This window comes from Chryseobacterium sp. (assembly GCF_022869225.1).
Lineage (GTDB): Bacteria > Bacteroidota > Bacteroidia > Flavobacteriales > Weeksellaceae > Chryseobacterium.
Genome location: NZ_JALIHL010000001.1, coordinates 521,270 through 538,371 on the forward strand (window position 1 = coordinate 521,270; position 17,102 = coordinate 538,371).

Here is a 17,102-nt window from a genome sequence, read left to right on the forward strand (position 1 = left end):
TGGGAAAGGTTTATTGAATTAAAATCAGAAAAAATAACTGACATTATTATTGATCGGTCTCTCATCCCATCAAGCCTCAGTCTTTTCTGTTTTCTCTTGCAGGAGAACTTACCGCTCCTTTGATTAACAGAAGAGCTATCAAAGCAGCCTATTACAATGCCAATGCAAAACAGATCCAGGCGGTGTATCATTATGAGCAGAGCGTTTTGGGAGCTTATATAGAAGCTGCCAATCAGCTGTCTAAAATCCATAATCTTGAAAGCAGCGTGGATATCAAATCTAAGGAAGTTAATGCATTGACTAAATCCATTGATATTTCCAATGATTTGTTTAAGTATGCCCGTACTGATTATAGGGAAGTTTTGTTGACCCAACGCGATGCGTTAGAATCAAAATTTGAACTGGCTTAGAAAAAAGTGAATCAGCTTAAAGCAAGTGTGGCGGTATACAGAGCATTGGGCGGCGGATGGGATGAAAGTCCTCTGACCGCTCCGGCTATTACTAAAAAATAAAAATCTTATTTTGTATCGAAGGAGTCTATCGAAAGATAGGCTTCTTTTTGTTTAAACGGGTTTATTGGATTGAACTTAAGGAGCCGCAGACTTCCCAGACGTACACAGATATTTGAAAATCTATAACCGCCATTACCCATTCCCGATCATGTATCATTCATAAAACTAGCCCCGATAGTAACGGTTACCCCGCAACATGCCCCGGCCTTTGCCTGGCGTGAGGAGTATGAGTGGATAGCGGGATCAGGCTCCTGAAACTGAGTCCCGGGTCATAAAATAAACAAAAAGTCTACAAAAACAATAGACTTCAATTGTTAATTTTTATTCACAGCTTACAATGCGCTTTTTTAAGATTTTTCAACTTATTTTTTAAAATCAATTAAAGTATTGATTAACAATAATTTAAACTAATATGATTCGATTTTAAATCATAGAAATTTTATTATCCTACTAAATCAGTAGACTAGTATGATTTATCTCATATCCTCTATTGAGCGGGGTCCGCAAATAATTAAATAATTTTGACACGTTAAAAAAAATAAACTTTATTCTCATGAATAAGAATGACTTTGATTCTTACTAAAAAGCACTTTAATGTCACTCCGCAAAAATGGCTGATCGCCAAAACACTCGAACTAGCCTATTATCAGCTGATGGAGAAGAAAGAGAAACCCAAAGACATATACCTTGAAGTAGGATTTGAAGACCTGTCTCATTTTTCTTTCTCTTTTAAAAAGAAATATGGTATATCTCCTACCCAACTCAAACCCACGTTAGAATGAAATAAATGGTAAGACCTTCAGCCAGATATACATCCCCAGAAAGGCTACTCTTCCGGGGATTTTTTAATTCCACTTACACTTTACTGCTCAACACCCTCTTTTTAAGCTGGGCAAAAGGCTGCTCAATCACAAATCTATACAGCAACGCTCCGGCAATGCAGGCCAGCAGGCAAATAAAAAGACTTATAGTATCAGCGGTCTGAATACCTAAATAATCAAGGGTATGCTGAACCATATGGATAATTCCTTTATGGGAAAGATAAATCGCATACGATAAAGCTGCCAGCTGTGCTGTAATAAAGGACCCGGAACGGAAAAGAAATGAAGATGATGAAACAGCAGACATCACCATAAATCCGTAACTCACCGCCACCCCTGTGAATCCAAATATTGAAGCTCCTTCTGAAGCCTGTTCATTACAGATCCAAAACGAAAGTCCCAATAACAACGTTCCCGCAAAGAAAAGCGGGTTTCCATACCGGTGAACCTTCTGTTGAAATACTGACGAGAACTGCATCAAATAGCCAATCAGAACCCCAATTCCCAGCCCATCCAATCTCGTATAAGTGGGATAATAAATTTTCATATACCATACTCTCCAAAATTCCAGGGAATCCCTATTCGAAGTCTTTAAAAACTCATTCCACATCATGAATCTGAACACCAAGGAAAATGCGATGAAGAGAACGATTAAAATAACCAGATATTTAAACCGATTCCTTTGGTGCAGGAATAAAAGAAATAAAGGAAGAATGAGGTAGAACTGTTCTTCTATGCATAATGACCATGCATGTGAAAATGTTCCCTGATCAATAACATCCAGGCCAAAATTCTGAGTAAAAGTGATCAATTTCCATACCTGGGGCAATGCTTCCCGTTCACGAAAAAAAGGAAAAGTAAAATACAGGAAAAGGGTAAAAGCATAAGGTGGAATAATCCTGAAAAAACGTTTAATATAAAATGTTTTCCAGTGAATGGTCTGCGTATTTTCCAATTCCCGAAACAGCTGGCCTGATATCAAAAATCCGCTTAAAACAAAGAACAGGTCAACACCCGTCCACCCAAACCTTCCTACACTGTCAACCCAGCCGGGATGCTGAAATGCGCGGTAGTGATATAATAAAACCAGTATAATTGCCAATGAGCGTAAATGATCCAATCCATAAAGCCTTTGTGAATGCTCTGTCATAATATTTTTTTACAAATGTTGCTAAACTCCCGAATGTTCATCACGATGAAGTGCGGAAAGCAGCGTATCAGGTGCCAACAGTATCATAAGCAATCCGAATGGAAAATGATGCTGTTGGTCCTTCATTAATCATCTTTAACAAGGCTTTCACTCACCGTCGTTTAAGATTTTATATTTTTGAAGATTATGAAGAACATTTCCGCAATGCTGATCAGGCAGAATATATATTTCCAGCTTTTCTTTTGGATCGCTTTATTCCTTTTTGGTACTGCGAGAAGCTACGGAGAATATGATGCCGGGGTATCTAAAGACATCATTATTTACAATTTCTGCCACTGGATTTTTCAGATTTTCGGGGCTAACTGGATTTACTTTATCCTCATCCGGAATTTTTTTGACCGGAAAAAATATATTGCATTTACGCTGCTTCTGATGGCCAGCCTTTATATCATTTCGGTCATCAACAGGATTTTTATTGTTTATGTGGCAGAACCTTTTTTTATTAATGAAACTAAAGACAGTATTTTCAGCATTTTTACAGATCTCAGATACCTTTTGCTGCATTACACTTTCCCTATTGTCAGCGGGGCATTCATCTTTGTTTCCATTCTGTTTTTTATAAGATATAAAGATGAAAAAGAACGTGCGGCAAAGCTTCAGAAAGAGAAAGCAGAGCTGGAATTAAAATCTCTAAAGTCTCAGCTTAACCCCCATTTTCTGTTTAATACCCTGAATAATATCTATTCCCTTTCATTGACGCATTCTGAGAAGACCTCCCAGTCTATCAGCCAGCTTTCGGATATTTTAGATTATATTTTGTATAAAGGACAGAAAAAATGGGTGTCGGTCTCAGATGAAATGACCATTGTGAAAGACTATATTGCCCTGGAAGGTCTTCGGTATCATCATGAAAGATTAAAGATAAACCAACAGATTTTATTCAGCTCCTCCAACACCATTCCCCCGCTTCTGTATCTTACTTTAGTAGAAAATGCGTTTAAACACGGTGCGGGGAAAAGCTCGGGACAGACAACCATCAACATAGAGGTACAGACCAATGATAAGAATTCTGTTTTCAGTATTGAAAACACTTACAGCCAGGATCAGGATAAGAATGAAAAAGGAATCGGACTTGAAAATATAAAAAGACAGCTTGAACATTATTATCATGAAAATTTTATATTTAAAATCTCCCGGGAAAACAATATTTTTAAGGTTGAAATAACAACTCCTTCACGATATGATTAACTGTATTATTGTAGATGACGAGCCTTTGGCAGCAGCATTATTGGAGAAGCATATCTCCAGGATCGATCATTTAAAGCTGATAGGAAAGGCTGAAAATGCCATGAATGCTTATACAATAATTCAAAACCAATCGGTAGACCTTATGTTCTTAGATATTCAGATGCCGCACCTGAACGGAATTGAATTTTTAAAATCCCTTTCCCAAAGACCTAAAACCATTTTTACGACTGCCTATCGTGATTTTGCTATTGAAGGTTTTGAACTGGAAGCAGTAGATTATCTTCTGAAACCCATTACTTTTGAACGGTTTTTCAGATCTGTAGAGCGCATACTGAGAACGGCTCAAGATGCTAAACAGGATTTCATGCTTATCAAAACAGAGGGAATGCACCGGAAAATTATGCTTTCGGAGATCGCTTATTTTGAAAGCCAGGGAAACGACATCAGAGTGGTACTTTCTTCCCAGGAGAGTTTTATTTCAAAAAATAAAATCACCGATCTGGAGAAAACTTTGTCTGGTAAAGGCTTTGTAAGAATTCACAGATCTTTTATCATTAATGCTCAATTCATTACTGCATTCAGTAATAATGAGGTTCTTCTTGGCAATCATCAAATCCCTGTGGGAAGAAGTTATAAAAATGAATTTGATACTTTTATAGCTATTATTTCTAAACGTTCTATTAACAACTAAAGAATATCTCTTCATAATCTACTAAAATTTAATTGGTTACATTTGGATAACCTGAAAGTAAGTATAACATGCTTTTGAAAAATTTCGAATTATAAAACCATAAAATATGAAAAACAGATTCTTTATTCCATTATTCTCAACCCTATTATGTTGTTTAATATGGACTAGCACTTTCTCACAATCAAAATCTTATACACCAGTCTCGCAGGAACTCTACAATACTATAATGAAAAAGGACAGCCTTCTTTTTAGTGCTGCCAACTCAGGAAATATTGAAAAACTCAAAATGTTTTTTACTGAAAACCTCGAGTTCTTCCATGATGTTGGTGGTCTGGCAAACTATAAAGAAACTATTGATAATTTCACTAGAGTAGCTAAAAACTATGCACACACCCGAAGAGTTTTAGTTCCTGAATCTGTGGAAATATATCCTATTAAAGATTATGGGGCTATACAAACCGGGAGCCATCAATTTTGCCGTCTGGAAAATGGTTTACTGATCAATTGTGGAACATTCAAATTTGTTCATATCTGGAAACAAACCCCTGATGGATGGAAAATCTCAAGAGTGATCAGCTATGGACATTAAATTAATCACATTTTATTTTCATTTTAAAAAATACTCCCTATATATCAGTAGATTATGATAAAAAACCACCTTATTTAATAACTTTAACATTTGCTAAAGCGGGAATCTCTTTACAATATAAAGCATTGTAAATAAATACATTATAGTCAAATTCATATATAATGAATTGCATAACATTATTCTACCAACCTGTATGGATATTAAAAAAAATGGTTATTTTTGCTCTATCCGAATAAAATTGCTTTTACGCTTTTTTATTAGTAATTTTATGTGCACCAAGTTATAAAACATTAAAATTCATTCCATGAGAAAAATAATTCTACTTCTTACATGTATGTTCGGTATTTCAGTTTTCTCACAGATCAAAGTGTTGAAAAATGAAAGTTTGGTGGAAATTGGTAAAGATAATTCCGTTGGTCTCTATAAAAAGGAAGATAAATTTACAGTCAACTACCAGGATCTGAACACCAGCAACCTGAATACAATCCGGTCTTTTTCTTTTCAAAACCTGAATGGAGATGTATTAGGATTATATAAACTCATTATGGACGGCTTTATATCTGCTGTTCCTGACGAAAATATTGTACTGGAGCTTCCTAATGATATTATCGAGCTTCATTTTGAAAAAAACTATGGCCAGCAAACGGTTCAGTTTATCCAGATCATCAACAAGAACCGAAAATATATCGGAAAATCCCAGTTTTTAACACAAAAACAGGTTGAAAAAAAATTTTTGGAAGAACAAACGGTAAATATGCACTGTACGACAGGCCCGCTTCAGTACCCCAAAAATCAGGGTTGAATGCAGCCTCCACAGCAGGGTCTTCCTCCAACAGTGGTGGAAAAAAAACAAAAAAATAATTATTATTTTCAAATATTGCGAAACTCATTCCACCGAATGAGTTTTTTTATTTTATTTTTGCAGAAAGACATTCATCATTATGCCGCTTCAGATAATCAATTTGACTAAAAAGTTTGGTGAGCAAACTGCCCTTAACAATATCAATATTTCTATTGATAAAAATGAGATCATCGGTCTTCTTGGCCCAAACGGTGCCGGAAAATCAACGTTGATGAAATCAATCGTAGGAGCGCTGAAAATTGATCAGGGTGAAATTATTTTTAACGGTCAGAATATTGCGGAACATGAGATCGAAAGCAAGAAAAAAATCGGATTCCTTCCTGAAAACAATCCGCTTTATCTGGAAATGTATGTAAAAGAATATCTTCAGTTTGTGGCCAACATCCATAAAATTTCTGAATCCAGGGTAGATGAGGTCATTAATCTGGTAGGGATCACCCCGGAAAAATCAAAAAAGATCAGCCAGCTTTCCAAAGGATATAAACAGCGTGTAGGACTTGCCCAGGCTATTATCCACCAGCCGGATCTCCTAATTCTTGATGAACCTACCAACGGACTGGATCCTAACCAGATCATCGAAATCCGAAATGTAGTGAAAGAAATTGGCCAGCAGAAAACAGTACTGCTTTCCACTCACATCATGCAGGAAGTCGAAGCACTCTGCTCACGCGTGATCCTTATTCATAAAGGAAATATCCTGCAGGACTGCCCTATTGATGAATTTAAAGGCAGATTTGGAAGTCTGGAAGAAGCTTTTGCGAGCTATACAGCCATTCCCGCTGAATAATGATGAATTATAGCGCCCTGTTATCATTTTAATAGTATTTCAGGTTCAGACCTAAAGAATCTGCTTGAGATGCTCAATCCATTTATATTAAACCACAAAAGTCACAAAAGAATAAACACTTAAGTGATTGTAAGTGAAAATCTTTGTGCTTAAAAAGTACATTAAAGTTTCATGAAAATCTTTGATTTTCTTCTAAGGTGAACTTACTTATACAGTACCGTTTTAAACTTTCTTAAGTGGTCTAAAGTGTTTAAAGATATACCAGGTTTAGATTCCTTGCTTGCTTTAAAAGTCACAAAAGAATAAACACTTAAGTGATTTTAAGTTCCAAGCTTTGTGCTTAAGAAGTACACTAAAGTTTTATGAAAATCTTTGATTTTCTGCTGAAGTGAACTTACTTATACCGTACCGTTTTAAACTTTCTTAAGTGGTCTAAAGTGTTTAAAGATATACCAGGCTTAGATTCCTTGCTTGCTTTAAAAGTCACAAAAGAATAAACACTTAAGTGATTTTAAGTTCCAAGCTTTGTGCTTAAGAAGTACACTAAAGTTTTATGAAAATCTTTGATTTTCTGCTGAAGTGAACTTACTTATACCGTACCGTTTTAAACTTTCTTAAGTGGTCTAAAGTGTTTAAAGATATACCAGGTTTAGATTCCTTGTTTGCTTTACCACAAAAGTCACAAAAGAATAAACACTTAAGTGATTGTAAGTGAAAATCTTTGTGCTTAAAAAGTACATTAAAGTTTCATGAAAATCTTTGATTTTCTTCTAAGGTGAACTTACTTATACCGTACCGTTTTAAACTTTCTTAAGTGGTCTAAAGTGTTTAAAGATATACCAGGTTTAGATTCCTTGCTTGCTTTAAAAGTCACAAAAGAATAAACACTTAAGTGATTTTAAGTTCCAAGCTTTGTGCTTAAGAAGTACACTAAAGTTTTATGAAAATCTTTGATTTTCTGCTGAAGTGAACTTTACTTATACCGTACCGTTTTAAACTTTCTTAAGTGCGCTAAAGTGTTTAAAGATATACCAGGCTTAGATTCCTGCCGCTATATTGGCGTTATATTTGATAACTTCCTAAAGCTAACCAATAACCGCCAATCTATGATTAAGAATTTTTTATTAGGAACTTTCTGTATAGCACAGTTTTCTTTCGCTTATGCAAAAGAAGTTCCGCAGATTTTAAAAAATGAAAATTTTGCCAGCCATTCTGTTGTTCAGAAAATACCTAAAACGGTCATTATCAAAACAAAAAAATTTAAAATCAGAATTGATAAACAACCTAACGGTAAATATCTTTATCAGGCCTGGAACGCTAATGCAAAAATTACAAGCAAGCCAAGCATGATTATCAGTAATGGAGAATTAATTCCTGATGGCAGCGGAGGGAATTACTATTTCGCCTTTACCAATGAAGGATATAGTTACCAGGTTTGGAGAAATTATCTTACCGACTCTGCAAAAAAGGCACCTTATACACTCTCTGTAACTGACGATAGTGGTCGTGAGGTCTTGCGGGAAGATGGACAAGTCGTTAAAAAGTAAGAAAAAAAACAGATACTGGAAGGAAGAAGTTTCCTGTCATGAAGTTTCTTTCTTCCGTATTCAACTGAGTGTTTTAGCTTCCTGATTCTCTTAATTCTGTAAGAAAACGGCTGTTTTCATAGCTTTCTTTAGCCGCCTTATAGCCGATATTAAAAATGTGTTCCAGGCGGTCTTTACGTCTTTCAAAAGTTCCAAAAGCAGACAATTTCTGAGAAGAAATAAACCAATCGCAGTATTCAAATTTCACCTTTTCAATTCTGTAAGAAAGGAGGTCGTAAGAACGGGACACAATCGCTTTAATCGAATTCAGGTCTTCAATCCTAGCTTCATTCGGTGGTGAGACGAATACGCCGATAAGCTTGTCACATTCATCTCTGATGATATCAGCCGGAAAATTGTTCAGGACTCCCCCATCACAATACATTTCATCCCCAATGATATAGGGCGTTGTAATTCCGGGAATAGAACATGAAGCAATAATGGCATCTACAATTTCAAAATTTTCATCAAAAATCTTCTGGGTTCCGGAAACCAGCTCTGTGGCGACAATTTTCACTTCCATATCCAGATCCCTTAATTTCATATCACGAAAAATAGGTTTGAGATAATTTCTGAAAATAACAGAAGAAACCAATCCGGGCTGATTGAAGGTAAAATGTTTCCAATTGAAAAAATAGACAGAATTGAAAAATCCCATAATTTCCTCAGGAGTCTTTCCGATCGCGTGAAGGCATCCTACAATAGAGCCGGCACTACAGCAGGACAAAATATCTATTTCTATATTTTTTTCTTTCAAGAATTTTAATACTCCTGCATGAGCGATCCCCTTGGTACCGCCTCCTGATAGAACAAGCCCGACTCTCTCAAAATTCATAGAATAAATGTAAGAAAACAGGCTGACATAATGCGACAATTTTTTATAAAATGTGTTGATTTTAAAATTATTTTAATAAAAATACAGTTGTAGCCATATTTAAAATCGTTGACGGAACAATGGCGAAGTATCACTTTTTTGAGGATTTAAATGCTGTATAATTGATCCAAAAGTATGATGTATCTGGCCATTGAATTTTTCTCCGGCTGTAATCATTAAAAAACCACAACAAATAGCAGGATCTCTGTTTGTTGTGGTGTCATTAGAAATAAATCGGTTTCAGATGATTATTTCAGCAGGTATTCCTGCATAAATCGGATCATTGCCAAACGCTGGAAATCTACATTTTCTTTCTTCCTAAAGCCGTGGCCTTCATTTTTCGCTTCAAGATACCACACTGTTTTTCCTTGAGCTTTCAGTTTATCACGCATCTGAATAGCTTCAGATACAGGGACTCTCGGATCATTGGTTCCCTGAACGATAAACATCGGCTTGTTAATCTTGTCGATATTATTCAAAGGGGCAATTTTTGTAAAGAATTCTGCCATTTTAGGAATTCTTTCATCACCATATTCCACTCTCCTCAGATCTCTTCTGTATTCTTCCGTGTTTTTAAGGAATGTATTGAAATCAGAAATGCCTACAACATCCATAGAACACCTGATTCTGTCAGCATATTCATACGCGGTTGCCAGGGTCATGAACCCTCCGTAACTTCCTCCGGTGATCATGATCCTTTCTTTATCCAGTTCAGGCTGTTTTGCGATCCAGTCTAATAAAGCTCCGATATCTTTTACCGAATTCATTCTCAGATATCCATTGTCTGCTGCGATATATGTTTTTCCGAATCCTGAAGAACCTCTTACGTTAGGAGCAATCATAGCAATCCCCATTTCATTGGGAAAATAATTCGCCTGGCCGAGCGAAGAGGCCATCGATTGCCCTTCCGGACCTCCATGGATTGAAATCAGAACCGGTCTTTTGCCTGTAAATTTTGAGGATGCCGGATAATAAAACCCTGTAATTTTCATCCCGTCAAAGCTTTTCCATTCAATCAGTTTCGGAATGGCCATGTCAGCAGGCTGCATTTCTCCCTGCTCGCTTTCCGTCCATCTTTCAATATTCTGGGAAGCTACATCCATTTTATAGATGTCTGAACCTGAATTGGCTGCAGACTGTGAGAAATAAAGGGATTTTCCATCTCCTGAAAATTTGCCTCCTCCGATAAGTCCAACAGGAATATTGCCTACAGGACTAAATTTCCGGGTATCGGTATTCAACATGTACAGCTTGTTGATCCCACTTTCATTGGTGATGAAAGAAAGCCTGGATTTGTCTTTAGAGAGGTCATACCCTTCCACATTCCAGGGAATGGAAGTCGTCAGATAGCTGGTCTTTTTTGTTTTTACATTCAATACAGCCAGCCTGCTGAATTCATTATCACGGTCTGTGACATAATAGATCTCATCAGAATCTTTTCCAAAAGAAGCATTAAGCTGTACCACTCCCTTCTCCTTTCTGTCTGTAAGAGATTCCAGCTTTTTCGTCGCCAGATCATAAATATACAGGTAGGAATCATTCGCAGAAACATATTCTGTGATCAACAGTTTTTTGTTGTCATCAGAAATATCACTGATTCCCCATCCTCCACCTTTCAGCTCCAGAACAGGCTGGGTTTCCTCCGGTTTTAGCGGGTTCATATAATAAATATCCCGGTCTCCGCCATTTCTTTTCGTCGAAGTAAAATAAAAACCGGAACCGTCTTTTTTCCATATAATTCCCCCATTTTGAGTTCTTCCCCGTCTGTAAGCAGTTGGGATTCCAATGTTTTCAGATCCAGTTTATACAGCTGTCCGAATTCATTTCCTCCCGTATCTTTTGAATAAATAAGATAGTCTCCTTTGGTCGGCTCATAAGAAGCAATATTCACGGGTTCATCGAAAAAGTGATCTGCCGCCGGGCTCCCATAGGCATCGTAATTCTGTACAGCTGATTGGTAGACGCGAAACGGGTAACAGCAATGATTTCCTTTCCGTTAGGGTGGATATCCGCCAAAGATGCATTTCGGCTTTCCGAATATTTTTTTAAGGCTCTGCCCCAGATTTTTGGGAATAGGCAAAATATTCTCTGTAATGAGATTTTCGTTGGGTGCTACAAATTCATTTTTCTGCTGTGCAGAGAAGAAGGTTCCCGCTAAAGCAAAAAGTGCTATAATAGATTGATTCCTCATATAAAATTTTTACCTAAATTAGGTATTTTAAATAAAAAAACCACAGATAAAATCTATGGTTGTAATGACCGCAAGGCAGGAACAGCCCTACAGTATTGAAAGTATGGACTTTACTTTTTGTCATACAATTCCAGTATTTTTAAAAGATCCTCATCTTTCTTCCATTTGTCTAGTAAGCTTACAAGATCCGGATAAGCTGACAGTTTTTCTTTGAGGTTGGCTTTTCAGGCCCGGATTAAAAAAGCCTGACTCATTAATCAAAGCTCCTGTCTTCTGATCTATCAGGTAATCAGTTTTACCGATGTTTGTACTTACGATCCCTTGCAAATAAAAATAATCACGATACCAATTGATCTTGCCGAGATGCAGAATCTCTATCACGCCATAGTCTTTTGTAAGGTGAAGAGCACTGGAAGATCTAATTTTCTTTTTACATGCTGAAGATCGGTAATCTTCATAAAAGCAATTTCCGTTTCGCTTATTTTGGTTTTGTTTCCAAGAGAATCCAAAACATTCAGATTGATGGTATACGTAGCCGGCGAAAATTTCTTGCTGGTAAAAATACCGATATTCTGCACTCTGGTCCTAATGGTATCCGAAGCGTTTTTCAGGACATATTGTATAGAAAAATGGTTTTCTTTATATTAAAATGCATTCTGAGAAAATCCCAGCACAAAACATAATAAGGAAAATAAAAAGCTAATTTTTTTCATAATATGAATTTAAAAAGCCCAGAGATCTCCGGGCTTTTATTATTCTGATATTGATCTGTTTAGATTATATGTGGATCACTTCACCGTAAGCTGCTGCTGCGGCTTCCATGATCGCTTCAGAAACCGTTGGGTGCGGGTGAATAGATTTGATGATCTCATGACCTGTAGTTTCCAGTTTTCTGGCAACAACAGCTTCAGCAACCATATCCGTTACTCCTTCACCAATCATGTGGCATCCTAACCACTCACCATACTTAGCATCAAAAATAACTTTGATGAAACCGTCTGTATTTCCGTTGGCAGTAGCTTTACCGCTTGCAGAAAGAGGGAATTTACCCACTTTGATTTCATATCCTTTTTCTTTTGCCTGCTTTTCAGTAAGCCCTACAGAAGCTACTTCAGGGTGACAGTAAGTACATCCCGGAATATTACCGTAGTCGATCTTTTCAACATGCAATCCTTTGATTTTCTCAACACAAGTGATTCCTTCAGCAGAAGCAACGTGAGCCAATGCCTGAGTTGGGATAATATCTCCGATAGCATAGTAACCCGGTACTGAAGTTTCATACCATTCGTTTACTAAAACTCTTCCTTTATCGGTCTGGATTCCTACTTCTTCTAAACCGATATTTTCGATGTTTGCGGCAATACCTACTGCAGACAGTAAGATATCTGCTTCAAGGGTGATATTTCCGTTAGCCGTTTTTACGGTAGCTTTTACCCCTTCTCCGCTTGTGTCAACACTTTCTACGGAAGCATTTGTCATGATCTCGATTCCTGTCTTTTTCAGAGATTTCTCTAAGTGCTTGGAAACTTCCTCATCTTCTACAGGAACAATATTTGGCATAAACTCTACAATAGTCACTTTTGTTCCCATTGTGTTATAGAAATCGGCAAATTCCACCCCGATAGCACCTGAACCTACTACGATCATAGATTTTGGCTGCTCAGGAAGAGATAATGCCTGTCTGTATCCGATTACTTTTTTACCATCCTGAGGTAAATTTGGCAATTCTCTTGAACGGGCTCCTGTTGCAATGATAATGTGGCTTCCTGAATATTCAGTTACTTTACCCTCTTTATCTGTAACAGAAACTTTTTTACCTTTCTGAACGGTTGCTGTACCAAGAATTACGTCAATCTTATTCTTTTTCATTAAGAATTCGATTCCTTTGCTCATTTTGCTGGCAACTCCACGGCTTCTCTGAATAACATTAGGGAATTCAAAGCTTCCTTCTACTTTATTCAAACCATAATCTTCAGCATGGTTGATATAATGAAAAACCTGAGCAGATTTCAATAAAGCTTTAGTTGGAATACATCCCCAGTTAAGACAAATTCCTCCTAAGTTTTCTTTCTCGATAATTGCGGTTTTGAAACCCAACTGTGCTGCTCTGATCGCAGTAACATATCCACCAGGACCACTTCCAATGACAATAATATCGTAATTCATTACTTTAAAAATTTTTATGCGAATTTAAGGAAAAATATTGGATGTTTCATGTTTCTGCAAATTGATCTAAAAATGCATTAACAAAGCTATTTTTATTCAATTTAAAATAAAAAAGAGAGTACAATACGCACTCTCTTTCAATATTTTTTATTTTATTTTGAAAATTTCTCAAAATCAGAGTTGTTAAAATTGTCATTTCCCATTTTAATAACCGCAAGAATTCTGCATTATTTCACCTTTTGAAGCAATCGTTTTTCAGCTTGATATCTGTCATTTAAAGCTTTCATTTGATCTCTCTTCATCTGTTTGGTAGCAAGCGGATGATTAAGGATCAGCTTTTTCTCCGTATTGTATTTTTTGGTAAGCTCTTGCATTTTAATATTAACCAATTCGGTTTTTGAAGGATGTGGAGGAGCTGGCGGACGTTTTTGGGCAGAAACATTCATACATAAACCTAATACTAATAGTGTTGAAAATAATACCTTTTTCATAATGTTTATATTTTTGAATGATTTCAATCCATCCGATATTATTGAATTAAATTCATTCAGGTTCGTGATAAATATTGCATATATCATACCAATATTTTAAAATTAAACAGATTAGCGATAATGCGTAAATCTATTTTTAGTATCTTTAATTACCTATTCTTTACGATGTTAACACTTTACATTATGAAAAAAAAGAACTCGGCTAAAGACAGCATCTGGTTAAAAGAACCGGAGGATCACGATTTCCCTGCGGCACAAGACTATCTTGAGCTTCTTTTTGAGCCTGACCAGGCCCAGAAAATTGTAGAAAAGCTCAAAAAGGCTGTTACCATTACAAAAAAGTCCAAAGACATTCTAAGGGCCAGTAAGCTTTCTCTGCTACCAGAGACCAATATTCATGTTAAAGAAAATCTGAAAAAGGTAGAAAAGAATAAAAAGCTCTCTCCTATATTACTGGTAAGAGGAGCGAATGAATTGATTATTGCTGACGGCTACCATCGTTTATGCTGTAGTTATTACCTTACCGAAGATCTTGAGGTTCCCTGCAGGCTGGTTTAAGAGATCTTAAACCGATAAAACATCACAGGCAAGGGATTTACTAACATTATATTTAATTTATTCAAAATAAAGTCATTACAATATTATTTTTTTTGTATTTTTGTTTAGAAACCCATCAATAATACAATATGAAAAAATACATTTCAATTCTTTTGCTTGCTGGATTGTCTCTTAATGCACAAGTAGGGATTAATACTACTACTCCCAACAGTACTTTAGCCGTTAATGGTTCTTTAAGAGCAGGCTATAACCAAATTACCGCTAACAGCTACACTATTTTAGCAACTGATCATTACATCACCTACAACGGAACGGGTAATGCAACCTTTACGCTGCCTGTTATCGGATCCGGAACAACAAGTTATACGGGAAGGCTTTATAAGATCAAAAATATTTCAGCTTCCAGTATTACGCTTCAGGCGTCCAGTGGTAACACGTTAAGAATCGACAATACTCCGGTTGCCAGCTTTGTAATCCCTACAGGAGCATATGCCGAGGTAGTCAACAACAGCAATACTACCGGAGGAACATGGGATTTATCATTTACGGTTCTTCCTAAACCAAGTAACGTGGAAATCTACGGAGCACAGGTCACAATTCCTCCTCATGCCAATGCATCATCTCCAGTAGCAGACTGGACCAATCACGCCAACGCCAGTTATGATACAGGATCAGGAACCGATTTATGGTGGGTCATCAGTAAAACTTCCATAGCCACGGCTCATACCTCTACTTATTCCAACTCCAGTAGAATGACACTTGTTTATGAATATCAGGGTACCCCTTTCAATGTAACCAATATGTATCCTATCCTTACTGCCGGAAATAATTCAAGTTTTCCGGATGTATTTACAGCATCGTTTGTAAGCCTTGCCAATAGCGGTACCGGAGGAAAAACAAGACTTACTGTATCTGTTGCCCGTATAGACTTCATCGGAACGAATGGTACCAATACCAGTAACTGGGCCGGTACTTTCTTACTGAACCTGCTTTTGGCAAGAAAATATTAAGGATCTTAAAAAAATATATTTCTCAAAAAGAGCAGAAGTAAATCTGCTCTTTTTTCCCGGACCTACTGCCTTATCTGAATTACGGTGGCATATTGTAGTTTTGACCGGTCAGCCGGAAGACGAACCTGGATTGTACTTCCATTTTTCTTCCATTGAACCTTAGAAGAAATTCCTAAAACTTTCAATGATTTTGGCTTAAAAGCTTCCGGAACAAAAAAGGTAAGCTCCGCAGGGGTATGATATTCTGATTTTTCATCCAGATGGAAGATATTCAAAGTATGGCCATCTTTACTCCGGGTATAATAAAAGCTCCCGTCGTGGTAAGGAGCACTACTTCTTGTCGCAAAGACAGCAGATTGGTTTTTCTCCATCCATGCGGAAATTTCCTTTAACCTGTCATACACTACCGCATCATAGTCACCATCAGGCCCGGGTGCAATATTCATCAGGTAATTCCCTCCTCCTGATATAATCTTAACCAATGTTTCAATGATCTTTTGAGATGATTTATAATGATCATTGGGAACGTAGGAAAACGAATCTCCCATTGTGATGCAGCTCTCCCACGGAATAGAAAGTGCCTTTTCGGGAACAGACTGCTCCGGAGTGACATAATTTTCCCATTTTCCAGACACTGTACGATCAACAATAATAATTCCCGGCTGGTTCTTACGGGCCATAGTTCCTATTTTGTCCATATCAATATCCTGCTCCACTTTGATTGTCCTCTGCCATTCTATATTGGGATCAATGGTATGAAAAGGGCGGACCCAGCCTCCATCCAGCCACAGGATATCAATTTTACCATAATGAGAAGTAATTTCATCCAGCTGATTGAAGGTAAATTTTTTAAAACGGTTCCATCTTTCCGGGTATTTCTTCGGATCATAATTCACATTTCTGTCCTTTGGCGGAAAGTATGGCCACCAGTAATCATCAGAATGCCAGTCCGGTTTTGAAAAATAAGCCCCAATTTTAAAGCCTTCTTTTCTGAAGGTATTGAAAATCTCTTTTGCAACATCTGCCTTTGGATTCTTTGAGAAAGGTGTTTTTGAAGAGGTGATTTTGTAATCAGATTGTTTCGTATCAAACATCGCAAAACCATCATGATGTTTTGTGGTAAAAACCACATATTTCATCCCTGCTTTTTTTACTGCATCCGCCCATTTTTGCGGATCAAAGTGTTTCGGATTGAAAGTAGTCTGAAGGTTTTCATAGTTTCTCACGTATTCATCATAAGATGTTCCATGTTCGGGTTTTCTTTGGGTCCAGGATTCATCTTCCGGACATAAGCTCCAGCTTTCAACAATTCCCCACTGGCTGTAAGTTCCCCAATGCATAAACAATCCGAACTTCAGATCCTGCCATTGTTCCAGGTTTTGGACGACAAGAGGATCTGTCGGTTTCACATATCCTTCAGATACGTTATGGGCTTGTGAAAGCAATGTTGAGCTGGTGAGAATGGCTGAAAACAGCAAGGTTTTCGTTTTTTTTATGGTTGGCATAGCGAAATAATTTTCCACTAATTTAATCATCCTCGCTCAATATACAAACCTTAGAATTTCA

The 17,102-nt window shown here is 37.0% G+C and carries 18 protein-coding genes and 1 pseudogene; 10 read left to right on the forward strand and 9 right to left on the reverse strand.

What is annotated here, in order from left to right:
* Positions 1-74: 74 nt before the first annotated feature.
* Both MUW56_RS02530 and MUW56_RS02535 read left to right on the forward strand, forming a co-directional pair.
* Positions 75-512 (forward strand): annotated as a pseudogene (locus MUW56_RS02530) (TolC family protein); the annotation flags it as partial.
* A 563-nt stretch (positions 513-1,075) separates the two neighbouring features.
* A complete protein-coding gene (locus MUW56_RS02535) occupies positions 1,076-1,294 on the forward strand; it encodes a helix-turn-helix domain-containing protein (RefSeq protein WP_367118491.1) in 219 nt (72 codons plus the stop codon).
* A gap of 73 nt (positions 1,295-1,367) precedes the next feature.
* Here the strand turns inward: MUW56_RS02535 and MUW56_RS02540 are convergent, their stop codons facing one another.
* Positions 1,368-2,483 carry an acyltransferase gene (locus MUW56_RS02540; protein ID WP_292011708.1) on the reverse strand — a complete coding sequence of 372 codons (1,116 nt, stop codon included), beginning with the start codon at positions 2,481-2,483 and terminating at the stop codon, positions 1,368-1,370.
* Positions 2,484-2,669: 186 nt separating this feature from the next.
* Here MUW56_RS02540 and MUW56_RS02545 point away from each other — a divergent pair, with 186 nt between their 5' ends.
* From MUW56_RS02545 to MUW56_RS02570, 6 genes are all read left to right on the forward strand, one after another.
* Complete coding sequence (locus MUW56_RS02545) at positions 2,670-3,731, forward strand: sensor histidine kinase (RefSeq protein ID WP_292011709.1); 1,062 nt, start codon at positions 2,670-2,672, stop codon at positions 3,729-3,731.
* Positions 3,724-4,422, forward strand: coding sequence for a LytTR family DNA-binding domain-containing protein (locus MUW56_RS02550; RefSeq protein WP_292011710.1), 699 nt, complete (start codon positions 3,724-3,726; stop codon positions 4,420-4,422). The genes MUW56_RS02545 and MUW56_RS02550 overlap by 8 nt, the downstream gene beginning before the upstream one ends.
* Positions 4,423-4,648: 226 nt before the next feature.
* Positions 4,649-5,011: a nuclear transport factor 2 family protein gene (locus tag MUW56_RS02555; protein WP_292011711.1), complete on the forward strand. Its 363-nt coding sequence runs from the start codon at positions 4,649-4,651 to the stop codon at positions 5,009-5,011.
* A 304-nt stretch (positions 5,012-5,315) separates the two neighbouring features.
* Positions 5,316-5,813, forward strand: coding sequence for a hypothetical protein (locus MUW56_RS02560; protein ID WP_292011712.1), 498 nt, complete (start codon positions 5,316-5,318; stop codon positions 5,811-5,813).
* 139 nt (positions 5,814-5,952) lie between these two features.
* The gene (locus MUW56_RS02565; RefSeq protein WP_292011713.1) at positions 5,953-6,660 is read left to right on the forward strand and encodes an ABC transporter ATP-binding protein; all 708 of its coding nucleotides are present in this window, start codon (positions 5,953-5,955) and stop codon (positions 6,658-6,660) included.
* A 1,016-nt stretch (positions 6,661-7,676) separates the two neighbouring features.
* Entirely contained in the window at positions 7,677-8,207 is a 531-nt protein-coding gene (locus MUW56_RS02570; protein ID WP_292011714.1) for a hypothetical protein, read from the forward strand.
* A 73-nt stretch (positions 8,208-8,280) separates the two neighbouring features.
* Here the strand turns inward: MUW56_RS02570 and MUW56_RS02575 are convergent, their stop codons facing one another.
* The 7 genes from MUW56_RS02575 to MUW56_RS02605 form a co-directional block, all read right to left on the reverse strand.
* Complete coding sequence (locus MUW56_RS02575; RefSeq protein WP_292011715.1) at positions 8,281-9,081, reverse strand: patatin-like phospholipase family protein; 801 nt, start codon at positions 9,079-9,081, stop codon at positions 8,281-8,283.
* 287 nt (positions 9,082-9,368) lie between these two features.
* Positions 9,369-10,859, reverse strand: coding sequence for an alpha/beta fold hydrolase (locus tag MUW56_RS02580; protein ID WP_367118554.1), 1,491 nt, complete (start codon positions 10,857-10,859; stop codon positions 9,369-9,371).
* A complete protein-coding gene (locus tag MUW56_RS02585; protein ID WP_292011716.1) occupies positions 10,778-11,011 on the reverse strand; it encodes a hypothetical protein in 234 nt (77 codons plus the stop codon). The genes MUW56_RS02580 and MUW56_RS02585 overlap by 82 nt, the downstream gene beginning before the upstream one ends.
* Positions 11,008-11,136, reverse strand: a complete 129-nt coding sequence (locus MUW56_RS02590; RefSeq protein WP_292011717.1) for a hypothetical protein — start codon at positions 11,134-11,136, stop codon at positions 11,008-11,010. Before MUW56_RS02590 ends, MUW56_RS02585 begins: the two co-directional genes overlap by 4 nt.
* The gene (locus tag MUW56_RS02595) at positions 11,117-11,311 is read right to left on the reverse strand and encodes a hypothetical protein (protein ID WP_292011718.1); all 195 of its coding nucleotides are present in this window, start codon (positions 11,309-11,311) and stop codon (positions 11,117-11,119) included. Before MUW56_RS02595 ends, MUW56_RS02590 begins: the two co-directional genes overlap by 20 nt.
* A gap of 777 nt (positions 11,312-12,088) precedes the next feature.
* Positions 12,089-13,477, reverse strand: a complete 1,389-nt coding sequence (lpdA, locus tag MUW56_RS02600) for a dihydrolipoyl dehydrogenase (RefSeq protein WP_292011719.1) — start codon at positions 13,475-13,477, stop codon at positions 12,089-12,091.
* Positions 13,478-13,704: 227 nt separating this feature from the next.
* Positions 13,705-13,968 (reverse strand): hypothetical protein, encoded by a 264-nt coding sequence (locus tag MUW56_RS02605; RefSeq protein WP_292011720.1) that lies wholly within the window; start codon positions 13,966-13,968, stop codon positions 13,705-13,707.
* Positions 13,969-14,151: 183 nt separating this feature from the next.
* Here MUW56_RS02605 and MUW56_RS02610 point away from each other — a divergent pair, with 183 nt between their 5' ends.
* Positions 14,152-14,526, forward strand: coding sequence for a hypothetical protein (locus MUW56_RS02610; protein WP_292011721.1), 375 nt, complete (start codon positions 14,152-14,154; stop codon positions 14,524-14,526).
* Positions 14,527-14,654: 128 nt separating this feature from the next.
* Positions 14,655-15,536 (forward strand): hypothetical protein, encoded by an 882-nt coding sequence (locus tag MUW56_RS02615; protein WP_292011722.1) that lies wholly within the window; start codon positions 14,655-14,657, stop codon positions 15,534-15,536.
* Between the two features lie 62 nt (positions 15,537-15,598).
* Here the strand turns inward: MUW56_RS02615 and MUW56_RS02620 are convergent, their stop codons facing one another.
* Positions 15,599-17,041 carry an alpha-L-fucosidase gene (locus tag MUW56_RS02620; RefSeq protein WP_292011723.1) on the reverse strand — a complete coding sequence of 481 codons (1,443 nt, stop codon included), beginning with the start codon at positions 17,039-17,041 and terminating at the stop codon, positions 15,599-15,601.
* Between the last annotated feature and the right edge of the window lie 61 nt (positions 17,042-17,102).

What these genes read in the sequence shown, in the direction of transcription:
- MUW56_RS02535 (WP_367118491.1), top strand. Translation starts at nt 1,076, where the DNA reads ATGACTTTGATTCTTACTAAAAAGCACTTTAATGTCACTCCGCAAAAA.
- MUW56_RS02540 (WP_292011708.1), bottom strand. Translation starts at nt 2,483, where the DNA reads ATGACAGAGCATTCACAAAGGCTTTATGGATTGGATCATTTACGCTCA.
- MUW56_RS02545 (WP_292011709.1), top strand. Translation starts at nt 2,670, where the DNA reads ATGAAGAACATTTCCGCAATGCTGATCAGGCAGAATATATATTTCCAG.
- MUW56_RS02550 (WP_292011710.1), top strand. Translation starts at nt 3,724, where the DNA reads ATGATTAACTGTATTATTGTAGATGACGAGCCTTTGGCAGCAGCATTA.
- MUW56_RS02555 (WP_292011711.1), top strand. Translation starts at nt 4,649, where the DNA reads ATGAAAAAGGACAGCCTTCTTTTTAGTGCTGCCAACTCAGGAAATATT.
- MUW56_RS02560 (WP_292011712.1), top strand. Translation starts at nt 5,316, where the DNA reads ATGAGAAAAATAATTCTACTTCTTACATGTATGTTCGGTATTTCAGTT.
- MUW56_RS02565 (WP_292011713.1), top strand. Translation starts at nt 5,953, where the DNA reads ATGCCGCTTCAGATAATCAATTTGACTAAAAAGTTTGGTGAGCAAACT.
- MUW56_RS02575 (WP_292011715.1), bottom strand. Translation starts at nt 9,081, where the DNA reads ATGAATTTTGAGAGAGTCGGGCTTGTTCTATCAGGAGGCGGTACCAAG.
- MUW56_RS02595 (WP_292011718.1), bottom strand. Translation starts at nt 11,311, where the DNA reads ATGAGGAATCAATCTATTATAGCACTTTTTGCTTTAGCGGGAACCTTC.
- lpdA (WP_292011719.1), bottom strand. Translation starts at nt 13,477, where the DNA reads ATGAATTACGATATTATTGTCATTGGAAGTGGTCCTGGTGGATATGTT.
- MUW56_RS02605 (WP_292011720.1), bottom strand. Translation starts at nt 13,968, where the DNA reads ATGAAAAAGGTATTATTTTCAACACTATTAGTATTAGGTTTATGTATG.
- MUW56_RS02610 (WP_292011721.1), top strand. Translation starts at nt 14,152, where the DNA reads ATGAAAAAAAAGAACTCGGCTAAAGACAGCATCTGGTTAAAAGAACCG.
- MUW56_RS02615 (WP_292011722.1), top strand. Translation starts at nt 14,655, where the DNA reads ATGAAAAAATACATTTCAATTCTTTTGCTTGCTGGATTGTCTCTTAAT.
- MUW56_RS02620 (WP_292011723.1), bottom strand. Translation starts at nt 17,041, where the DNA reads ATGCCAACCATAAAAAAAACGAAAACCTTGCTGTTTTCAGCCATTCTC.